A 10,632-nucleotide genomic window follows, 5' to 3' on the forward strand; every position below is an offset into this window, starting at 1 on the left:
TGGATATGGCGAGGTTTCCTCGCCATCCCTCAACCGCTTTTTCCCCTATCCAAGGTCCGGCTTTAAACCAGAATTATTTAATTATTAATAATTAATAATTAATAATTGGGAAAGAGGAAAGAGGGAAGATGTGGGGAGAAATAATAAAAAAAATTCAACACTCCTTGAGATAATTTTTCCTCATTCTTGATGCACGAATAGACTTAACTTGCATAATTATATAGATCTCAAATGGGTTCTATATGTGAAATCATTTCCTGCAATTACTGAGCGCGTCAAAGTTTCAAGTCTATCAAATCTTACTTTTGACTGTCAGATGTGCATCTTACATTCTGTTGGCGAAGCAACCTCACCAATTAGCACTCGATGCTTGACTTCCGTGAAACAGTATAACTAACATTTACCTCCCATAAACCAGGTTTCTTCAACACTTCCCATCAAGCGAATTTGATATCAGGAAGGAAGAGGAGGACTAACTACAGAAGTCCAATATAAACAAAACTGTACATTTTTTGTCATATCAATAGCAAATTTTTTGATATTTGGTATAATAAATACTTTTTTGTCTGTGTTCTTAAACTTTCAAGATGTAACATCCTATCAATATTAGCCAATATTTATGAATAAAATATCAATCTTTAAAAATCAAACTCCTGGCAATTTGCCTGTACAATTTTTCTGACTTCTCCAGGTTCTAATTTCATTAATTTCTGAGTTGCTTGAATTTGAGTAGGTTGATTTTCTAACTGTTGACGCTCAATTAATTCCCATTCCTCTGCTGTTTTTGTGTAGCGCCTAGATGTAGCCCTATCCATATTTAAAGATGTGGCAACCTCATTGAGAGAATCCCATCCTGGTTGATTTCGCATTCTATGCAAATAGCGAGTCATTATATCAATATCAATTTTCATAGTCTATTTTCCTACTTAATTCTCTACAATTAAAGCTATACAAAATTCATCCATAGAAATTACATCTTAGAGCTGATAGCTAGATGCTTAAAGCTATATTTATAAGTATTCAACTGAACATTAGATCGAAGAGGAGTAAAAAAATAACTCCCCCACAAACTTAATATTTCATTTAATGAAATTGCAATATGGAAATTACAACTGATGACCGCAACTTGAACAAAAGCGATCGCTTGGTGTGACAGCAGCACCACATTGAGAACAAAAACGTTTTCCAGAAGTTGCGGATGAACTTGAACCCATTTGCATCGACATATTACCCATTCGCATCTGCATGGGGTTCATATTCATTTCCATATCACCCATTTTCATAGGTTTCATCGGTTCCATAGGTTTCATTGGTTCCATAGGTTTCATCGGTTCCATAGGTGGCATTCCTTGGGTCTGTCTAGGCTCCACTTGTTGCAGTGACAAAACCTCAGCATTACTCAAAGCAGGTGTTCCACTCATGGTACTTATTCCACCTGCTTGTAACTGAACAAAAGATTGTCCTTGTTCCGACTCTATCCGCAAAATTACCCCAGTAGCAGTTCTAAACAAAGTGGGTGGCACAGTCCATTTACCTGTTTGAAAAGCTGTACTTGCCTGTTGTTGTTGACCAGGGCCACCACTAGAAAGAGTTACCATAGTTTGTACTCCCTGATTTTCTATATAAACTTCCTGGCCATTGCCAAGTTCGCATTTATAAGCCATAATTTTTACACCTAATTTTTCCTACTGGACTGACACAGCTAAAACTGTGCATTAGAAAAATGACTTAATCTCTGATAAATTCAGACTTTTCCTAAAAATTTATTCCACCATTTAAGGCGTGTCAGTCTACTACTTATTCCTACTTACTGTATATATAATAACAATCTTATAAAATTGTTATTAAATCATGTAAATTTTATAGTTACTCATATAATAATGAAAGTTTAATTATTAGATGCTGAAGTAGTTAAGAAATTATAAAGAAAAACAGTGCGATTTGATTCTTATGATCCGGGTGAATTCTATGATGAACTTTTCATCACCAAAAATCAACCTCGCCCAGAAGCTAAATTATTGATAGAAAGAATTAATTCTCTCTCTACAGGGGAATTATTGATGCGACAAAAAGCTGCACAGGTCGCAATGATGAAGCTTGGGGCAACTTTTAATGTCTATGGTGATAGTCAAGGTACGGAACGTATTTTTCCTTTTGATGTTGTACCGCGCATAATTTCTGTTTCGGAGTGGAATTTTTTAGAAACAGGTTTGAAGCAAAGAATTCATGCTCTCAATTTATTTATTGCAGATATATACGGGGAACAAAAAATTATCAAGGATGGAATTATTCCTCTAGAGTTAATTAATTCTGCTTCTGGATTTCTCAAACCTTGTATAGGATTAAAACCACCGGGAGGAATTTGGTGTCATATTACGGGGACAGATTTAGTTAGGGATAAAGACGGTAAATGGTTTGTTTTAGAAGATAATTTGCGTTGCCCTTCTGGAGTGTCTTATGTGTTAGAAAATCGTAGGGTAATGAAAACTACGTTTCCGCAAATTTTTGCTGCTTTAGGAATTAGACCTGTTGATAATTATCCTAGTTATTTATTAGAAACTCTTCTGAATTTAGCACCTTCTTATTTGTCACATCCATCTGTGGTAGTTTTGACTCCTGGTATTTATAATTCTGCCTATTTTGAACATTCATTTTTAGCTCAACAAATGGGAGTAGAATTGGTTGAAGGTAGAGATTTAGTAGTTGCTGATGGATATGTGCAAATGAGAACTACTAAGGGTTTACAGCGAGTAGATGTTATTTATAGACGTATGGATGATAATTTTATCGATCCTTTAGCTTTTAATCCTGAATCTCTGTTAGGAATACCCGGATTAATGGAGGTTTATCGTAATGGTCGTGTTGCCCTTGCTAATGCTTTGGGAACTGGTGTAGCGGATGATAAAGTTATTTACGCTTATGTGCCTCAAATGATTAGTTATTATCTGGGCGAAGAGCAAATTTTACCTAATGTTCCTACCTATTTATGTTGGGAAAAACAACAGTTAGATTATGTATTGGCAAATTTAGATCAACTTGTGGTTAAATCAGCTAATGAAGCTGGTGGTTATGGGATGTTAGTAGGTACTCAATCAACTGCGGAACAAAGAGCCGAATTTGCAGAAAAAATTAAAGCTAATCCGCGTAATTATATTGCTCAACCGACTCTATCTTTATCTAGAGTTCCGACTATATTTGAGGATAAATTTGAAGGATGTCATGTTGATTTACGACCTTATATTTTGTATGGAAAAGACATTTATGTTCATCCAGGTGGTCTGACTAGAGTGGCAATGAAAAAAGGTTCTTTAGTTGTTAATTCTTCCCAAGGTGGAGGGAGTAAAGATACTTGGGTTTTATCTGATTGATTTTTCAATTTTTTACGAGTTTCGGGAATAGGGAGATAGAGATTAGTATTAAATTGTAACTCTCTTCAATATGAGAAACCCTATTTTTTAGACTTTTAGATAAAATTCAAATTATTACATCTGATTTATGATTGCTATAAGTTTGAGTTAAAAATTACTTTATGTTTTACTATTAGACCTACAAAAAAATCAAAAAGTAAATCAATTACTTATCCCTATTCCCTATTAGATATCTCCAATAATAAAAAAAATAAGTTATAGCAATACTAAATTGGTCGTAACAAGTTTTATATATAGTTAAAAATATCTGAAAATCTTGAAAATTCTGACTCATGACTCCTCACTACTCCCAAAATACTACAACTGATTAGAGGATTGCTATATCCTACAGAAATCATCAATTATTTATCCCTGCTCCCTATTCCCTATTCCCTATTCCCTATTCCCTAATTAATTATGCTAAGTCGTGTTGCAGATTCAATTTATTGGCTAAATCGTTATGTTGAACGGGCAGAAAATATTGCTCGATTTGTTGATGTTAATCTAAATTTACTGTTAGATTCTCCTAGTTTGATTCAACAGTGGCAACCAATAGTTATTACCACTGGAGATTCATTTCTCTTTCAAGAACGTTATGGTGAAGTAACAGAACCAAATGTAATTCAATTTCTCACTTTTGATCGAGATTATCCTAACTCTATTATTTCCTGTCTGCGTCTTGCTAGAGAAAATGCTCGTTCTATTCGGGAAATTATTTCTTCAGAAATGTGGGAGCAAGTTAACTCATTTTATTTAATGGTAAAAGATGTGGCTAATAGTGGTTTAAAAACTTCTCAATTACCTGAATTTTTTCAGGAGGTAAAAATGGGTGGACACCTGTTTACAGGAATCATGGATGCCACTATGAGTCATAATGAAGGATGGCATTTTGGTAGGATGGGGAGATTTTTAGAAAGAGCTGATAAAACTAGCCGTATTCTTGATGTTAAATACTATATTCTTTTGCCTTCAATTCAAGATGTTGGAACTCAAATAGATGAAGTGCAATGGATGGCATTGTTGAAGTCCGCAAGTGCTTATGAAATGTACCGTAAACGTCAGCAACATCGAATTACTCCTAATGGAGTAGTAGAATTTTTAATATTAGACCGAGAATTCCCCCGTTCAATTCAATATTGTTTGAGTGAAGCAGAGCGATCGCTCTATCAAGTTATTAGACCAACTCAAGGTATTAGAAAGCATCCTGTAGAAAAAGTATTAGGTCGTTTACGTTCTGAGTTAGATTATTTAACTGTTGAAGAAATAGTTCAAATAGGTTTACACGAATTTCTCGACAATTTACAAACTCGAATAAATCAAACGGGAGAGCAAATTTTTGAAACATTTTTTGACCTCAAACCTACTGATAGGCAGTTTTTAATTAATTCGTAGTGTTCAACAATTAATAATTACTTCTTCTTAAAAATAAGAGGATTGGTTAAAAAGAAATTTTTTTCTTCTCTTGGTCGATTGGATATGGCGTTTTGCTGGCACAAAGCTTTCCGACGGAATTCTCCGCATTCATGTCGGCGACAGCCGAAGTACGTTTGTGCTAGCATTCCGATAGGAAAGTTGTGCGCTAGGTAAACGACCGCTTTTTCTCCTTTGAGGGAGAGGCTTGAAACCTTAATTTTTCTAGTAAATCTGTTTTCTGTCAGTTCCTATAGGGAAAAAATAGTTTATCTGATCAATATTTTCTGGGTAACAAGCTTGTGGAGGCACAAATTTGATAATGGTCAATAGTCTATAATAAGGAATAAGGGAAAAATAATATTTTTAATGAATTAATACTTTATAATTTGATATTTTTCCCAACCCACAACCCCTAACACCTTTTTTCAGGGTATTTAGCCAACATTGTGGGATATCTGGTATAACTATACAAAACTTAATATTATTGTTATAGTAGTATTAAATTTTTAATCAATTTAAAACTTATTTTTGAGAAATAATAACTACTGGAAAACTCCAACCCATTGATTTTTATGAGTAATTTATCTTCATCGACTCAAAACTCCGAACAAAAACAGACAGAAACTAATATTTCTACAACTGAACCAAAACCTAGTTATGTCAAACTAGCGATGAGAAATATGGTTAGGAAAGGTGGTACATCCCTGAAACATTTTGCCCTGACAACTATTACACTTATAGGCATTTTGGTTGGTCTTGCCTACTTAACCCGATAATTATAGCGCTATGTACAAGTCAAAATTTAAAAATCAAAAGTCAAAAGTAATTTCTAACTGAGTTTTCGATGCCTAAATGCGTACTGCTGTAAAATCCCATTTTTTTTAGCGGAAAGGAGAATTATCGGGTTGTATTTGGAAGTAAGTATTCAGGATTTTTTCTGGTCATCTTCTCCATTAGAAGTAGAAAAGTTAAAACTCCAAGATAATAAAGACAACTTTTGTCCCATATCTTCCGAGAATTGGGAATATTGGTTTCGGAAATGGCTAGAAATCCTACAACCAAATATTCCAGTTGCTCAAAACTACGAACTGAGTCTACGTTTAACAGACGATTCTGACATTCAAACCCTTAATAGTCAATATCGTTACCAGAATCAGCCAACAGATGTTTTAGCCTTTGCCGCTCTAGAAGTAAATGTTCCTCAACCAGAAGTCCTAGATTCTGATTTACAACTATATCTGGGTGATATAGTAATCTCCATTGAGACAGCATTTCGGCAAGCTAAAAAACAGGGGCATCCATTAACAATAGAATTAGCTTGGCTAGCTGCCCATGGTTTTCTACATCTGCTCGGATGGGATCATCTTGATGAAGAAAGTTGGCAAAAGATGGTCAAACAACAGTTATTTTTGCTTCATGCTGTTGGAATTACTATTGGGGAACAAATCACTCCAGACAATTGACTAAACTCAAAGTAACTTTTTGACTTTTTGGATAAACTATTAATCGAGCAAGTCTTAATATTATTTGGGCCTTGCATATAAAATCAAACTGAGGTGGATACTTTATGAAACTTAATGAGTCATCAATCTCCTACGATGAAGTGCCTTTTATACATCAACCGAAAAATTCTGCTACTTCCAAACCAAATATTTCTAAAAAGACATTGAAACTGAACAGAGAATTATCTTGGCAAGTCGCAAATAGTCTTTTTACTAGCTTCAAATATGCTTGGGCTGGATTGTCTTATGCTTTCCAGACTCAACGTAATTTTCGCATTCATACTTTTATCGGTATTATAGCTATTGGTTTGAGTATTTTATTGAAATTACAACCTATAGAAACAGTAGTTATTGTATTAACAACTGGATTAGTAATGGCTATGGAATTGTTGAATACTGCTATTGAGTCAGTGGTAGATTTAACGGTTAAACAGCATTACCATGAATTAGCAAAAATTGCTAAAGATTGTGCTGCTGGTGCAGTTTTAGTTTCAGCAATAGTAGCATTACTTGTGGCAAGTTATCTGATTTTACCTCCTTTATTAGATATAGTTATTTCTGCTCTTGGTAGTTAGAAACTAATTTATTTGTCATATTTTACTTGAAAATATTTAATTTTCACAGCAAAAATTACTTTTACCACAGCTATAATTAAAGTATTTATAATGTTGGGAATCTGCTAATCAATTGTTATTTCATAAAATAGTTAATGTTGCGAATTTTGATTGATGGTACAGGTGCTAAATACAATAATCTAACTTCATTGAAAATAGCTTTAATGGAATTATTAAATCCGGTGGTTAATTATACTGTGAATTTGATTCCAAAACTGCTAATAATTACTTGAAGATAGTTGAGGAGTAGTAAATATTCAGCTATCATCAATAAACTTGAAGTATGAGTTTTTCCAGTAAGTTAGTTCAGATAATTATTCCTTTTAAAATATAGAAATTACCTGATAATAACGAAGGTTAATTAATCTGTTCTTCCCTTTTGATTTTTCCTTACTATCTCGACTTTAAGCTAATGAATAATAATTGAAAACTGACATCTAAAAATACTTACAAAAATTGTCGTGTTGGTGGAGTAATTTTTTCTGTTTTAGTTACTATTTTTATCCTAATATTACTGTGATTAACTTCTGGGTCGCAATGAATCCAGTTTCCCCATAGCTTAAAGATTATTTATTCAGTCAAGTGTTGGTACAATAGAAGTAGAAAATAGAGGAGTAGAGCAAAAAGGTAGTCTGGTTTAACTTAATGGTTTTTATTCACAAATCAAATTTAGTTTATTATCTCGATTTCTACGACATTATTTAATATTATGAATTCTAAATTGAATTTTATAGCGCTTTTCAGTTTAATGCAAAGACATAACCTCTGGCATCTGCTTTCTTCTTCATTTATACAGAAATAATTCATATATCATTTGTAAAATAATTAAATAAATCTAGGGAATAAAGGAGTAAAATACTTTGATTATAGTTATAGATAACTACGATAGTTTTACCTACAATTTAGTACAATATCTGGGTGCATTGGGTACAGAATTAACAGTTGCAGCTAATATTAAAGTTTACCGCAATGATAAAATTTCTGTGTCAGAAATTAGGGAGTTAAAACCTGATGGAATTGTTATTTCTCCTGGTCCAGGTCGTCCAGAAGATGCAGGAATTTCTCAAGCATTAATTCAAGAATTAGGAGAAAGTTTACCTATATTAGGAGTGTGTCTCGGTCATCAAAGTATTGGTCAAGTATTCGGAGGAAAAATTGTGGCTGCTCCAGAATTAATGCACGGTAAAACTTCAGAGATTTATCATAATCAAGCAGGAATTTTTCAAGGATTAGATAATCCCATAACTGCAACTAGATATCATAGTTTAATTATTGATAGGGAAAGTTTTCCTGAAGTATTAGAAATTACTGGATGGGTTGAAGATGGAACTATTATGGGTGTTAGACATAGAAGTTATCCTCATATTCAGGGTGTACAATTTCATCCCGAAAGTATTTTGACTAATTCTGGAAAGTTATTGTTGAAAAATTTTTTGGCAGAACTATAAAAATTTGAATGGTAGAAGTAAGGAAGAGGGAAGAAAGAAGAAAGAAGAGGAATATTTCACCCCTCAGAAGCTAAGTGTAAAAATTTAACTAAGACGTTTGAGTTATATTAATACTGTCTAGATTTGGAGGCGATCGCTCAGACTGGTATCTAAAATCTCATAACTAAGACGTTGTAGTTAAATCAAAGTACATAGTTAGTTTTCTTCAGAGAGTAAAAAGCTGGCTAGTTAAATTAAATTTTAAAAAGCAATAATATTGAGGGCTGAATCCTAACTATAAGTTTATAAGCAAAACACCTGATAATCAAAATCTTGTAATGAATTTAAAATTCAGAACTTAGAAGTTAAAAGTTAAATTCTTAGTTTATTATTTTGATCAAACTCTAAAAAAGATTTAACTGATAACTGATTAAAATGCCCCCCAGTAAATCTGATTGTTACTATTTTTAGTATCTGTAGAATCTGAAGATAAATTAACATCAACAATCTCCTGATTTTGAAAAGACCTAATTCTTAATTCATCTAACAGCGAACGAATATTTTCAGGTTCGGCATCAATAATAATGGTAAGAGGTAAAAGATTATCTAGGGAAAAACTTTCGAGTTGACTATTAAGAATTTCTGCCAAATAACACAGCATAATATATTTATTAGCACTGGCAGTAATATAAAAAATTTTCTGGTTAGCATCAAAGTAATAAACTCCAGGAATAGATGATGCGACCAAACTTTTATCCTGCAAAACTAAATCTACATCAATCTGATTTGCAGGTACAACTTTTGCTGTTTTTAACAAGTTGATATCAATCTGTAATTCCGAGTCATGGTAGTGAAAAATTAATCTCTGTAAACCATCAAGGAATTTTGGAGAGTTGAGAGTATTTTGCCATTTCCTACACCATTCATTAGATTGGTTTTCATCAGCAGGTTGAACATTTTTAGGAATCTCAATTACATCTTTGAGTAAAGATAAACTACCTGCTAATTTTGCTAGTTTTAGAGATACTTGAGGATGTAACAAACGGCTATTATCTATATAATCTATCCACCAATGAGCATCAGGTATTAAAATTTTATTTGCAGGAATTAATTGATTTTCAGCATTCAGAATAGGTAGATTTTTAATAGAACCTTTCTCTAAATATAATTGAGCTTCTAAACGTTGAAAAACTTGAATAATACAGGTTTTATCTACATCATTTAGAGGTGAGCTACCGCTCTCTTCAGCGATTTCTTGAATAAAGTCTATATAGTCTGTGAGAGTCGGAGATTTTCTTTGTCCTAAAAGTTGATAAACTTCTGCTAAAGGATGAGAAATAGTCAGACAAATACGACGAGTGCCAAAAAAAGGAACTTCGACTTGAAAAGTATGTTTTGGTTGCCAGAATTTATTAGTAGATTCATCCCATAAACAAGGGCGATGACTGAAACGAGATTGAATTTCTAATTTTTGTTGTTCTGTCACATTTCGATTATCTATAAAATGTTGATAGAGGTAATCGTAAATAGCATTCATGGAAGTTAGGTTAACTAGATTATGATTCATTATTGTTGGTTATAGCAATATGAAATGATTCGTGAAAAAAAACTGTAGGGGTTTGGTCTCCAAATCCCATTTGCGCTTGGGTGTGGAATTTATTCTTTTTACCAACTTATCTTTTTTAAGTAAAGGATGAAATTTGGGTTTAGTTAGTTATAAATTATTACTCGCTGTGGAATTTTTGGGAAAAGTTGCCGAAATTTGTCTGGGAAAAAATAGAGGTAGGTGGAATTTCTGCTTTTGACTAAGGTTTGATTTTTGAGTAGTCGATGAAATTTTGGTTTGGTTAGTCATAAATTTTGCCTTTCTCTAGAATTTCTTGGGGGAGTTGCCGAAATTTGTCTGGGAAAAAATAGAGGTAGGTGGAATTTTTCCTTTTAACTAAGGTTTGATTTTTGAGTAGTCGATGAAATTTTGGTCTGGTTAGTCATAAATTTTGCCTTTCTCTAGAATTTCTTGGGGGAGTTGCCGAAATTTGTCTGGGAAAAAATAGAGGTAGGTGGAATTTTTCCTTTTAACTAAGGTTTGATTTTTGAGTAGTCGATGAAATTGGGTTTTGCTGAATCACAATTTCTGCCTTTCTCTAGAATTTCTTGGAGAAGTTGCCGAAATTTGTCTGGGAAAAATAGAGGTAGGTGGAATTTTTCATTTTGACTAAGGTTTGATTTTTGAGTAGTCGATGAAATTGGGTTTTGCTGAATCACAATT

Annotated in this window: 11 protein-coding genes; 6 read left to right on the forward strand and 5 right to left on the reverse strand. The window is 33.1% G+C overall.

What is annotated here, in order from left to right; translation table 11 throughout:
* Positions 1-638: 638 nt before the first annotated feature.
* Together ACP6PL_RS26715 and ACP6PL_RS26720 are read right to left on the reverse strand one after the other, a co-directional pair.
* Positions 639-911, reverse strand: coding sequence for a transcriptional regulator (locus ACP6PL_RS26715; protein ID WP_094674065.1), 273 nt, complete (start codon positions 909-911; stop codon positions 639-641).
* Positions 912-1,106: 195 nt separating this feature from the next.
* On the reverse strand, positions 1,107-1,664 hold the full coding sequence (locus ACP6PL_RS26720; RefSeq protein ID WP_426548373.1) for a zinc ribbon domain-containing protein: 558 nt from the start codon (positions 1,662-1,664) through the stop codon (positions 1,107-1,109).
* A 270-nt stretch (positions 1,665-1,934) separates the two neighbouring features.
* Here ACP6PL_RS26720 and ACP6PL_RS26725 point away from each other — a divergent pair, with 270 nt between their 5' ends.
* The 6 genes from ACP6PL_RS26725 (at position 1,935) to ACP6PL_RS26750 (ending at position 8,384) form a co-directional block, all read left to right on the forward strand.
* Positions 1,935-3,368, forward strand: a complete 1,434-nt coding sequence (locus ACP6PL_RS26725; protein WP_426548374.1) for a circularly permuted type 2 ATP-grasp protein — start codon at positions 1,935-1,937, stop codon at positions 3,366-3,368.
* 456 nt (positions 3,369-3,824) lie between these two features.
* Positions 3,825-4,799 carry an alpha-E domain-containing protein gene (locus tag ACP6PL_RS26730; RefSeq protein ID WP_426548375.1) on the forward strand — a complete coding sequence of 325 codons (975 nt, stop codon included), beginning with the start codon at positions 3,825-3,827 and terminating at the stop codon, positions 4,797-4,799.
* 593 nt (positions 4,800-5,392) lie between these two features.
* Positions 5,393-5,596, forward strand: a complete 204-nt coding sequence (locus ACP6PL_RS26735; protein ID WP_426548376.1) for a DUF3285 domain-containing protein — start codon at positions 5,393-5,395, stop codon at positions 5,594-5,596.
* 129 nt (positions 5,597-5,725) lie between these two features.
* Positions 5,726-6,283: an rRNA maturation RNase YbeY gene (gene ybeY / locus ACP6PL_RS26740; protein ID WP_426548377.1), complete on the forward strand. Its 558-nt coding sequence runs from the start codon at positions 5,726-5,728 to the stop codon at positions 6,281-6,283.
* A 104-nt stretch (positions 6,284-6,387) separates the two neighbouring features.
* Positions 6,388-6,897, forward strand: coding sequence for a diacylglycerol kinase family protein (locus ACP6PL_RS26745; RefSeq protein WP_426548378.1), 510 nt, complete (start codon positions 6,388-6,390; stop codon positions 6,895-6,897).
* 899 nt (positions 6,898-7,796) lie between these two features.
* Entirely contained in the window at positions 7,797-8,384 is a 588-nt protein-coding gene (locus tag ACP6PL_RS26750; RefSeq protein WP_426548379.1) for an anthranilate synthase component II, read from the forward strand.
* A gap of 409 nt (positions 8,385-8,793) precedes the next feature.
* Here the strand turns inward: ACP6PL_RS26750 and ACP6PL_RS26755 are convergent, their stop codons facing one another.
* From ACP6PL_RS26755 to ACP6PL_RS26765, 3 genes are all read right to left on the reverse strand, one after another.
* Positions 8,794-9,930 (reverse strand): hypothetical protein, encoded by a 1,137-nt coding sequence (locus ACP6PL_RS26755; protein ID WP_426548380.1) that lies wholly within the window; start codon positions 9,928-9,930, stop codon positions 8,794-8,796.
* A gap of 147 nt (positions 9,931-10,077) precedes the next feature.
* Positions 10,078-10,218, reverse strand: a complete 141-nt coding sequence (locus ACP6PL_RS26760; RefSeq protein ID WP_426548381.1) for a hypothetical protein — start codon at positions 10,216-10,218, stop codon at positions 10,078-10,080.
* A 224-nt stretch (positions 10,219-10,442) separates the two neighbouring features.
* Positions 10,443-10,632: hypothetical protein (locus tag ACP6PL_RS26765; protein ID WP_426548382.1), on the reverse strand; the 190-nt coding region annotated here is incomplete at its 5' end.

The sequence above is a fragment of the Dapis purpurea BLCC-M126 genome (genome assembly GCF_050015975.1).
In the GTDB taxonomy this organism is placed as follows: domain Bacteria; phylum Cyanobacteriota; class Cyanobacteriia; order Cyanobacteriales; family Microcoleaceae; genus Trichodesmium.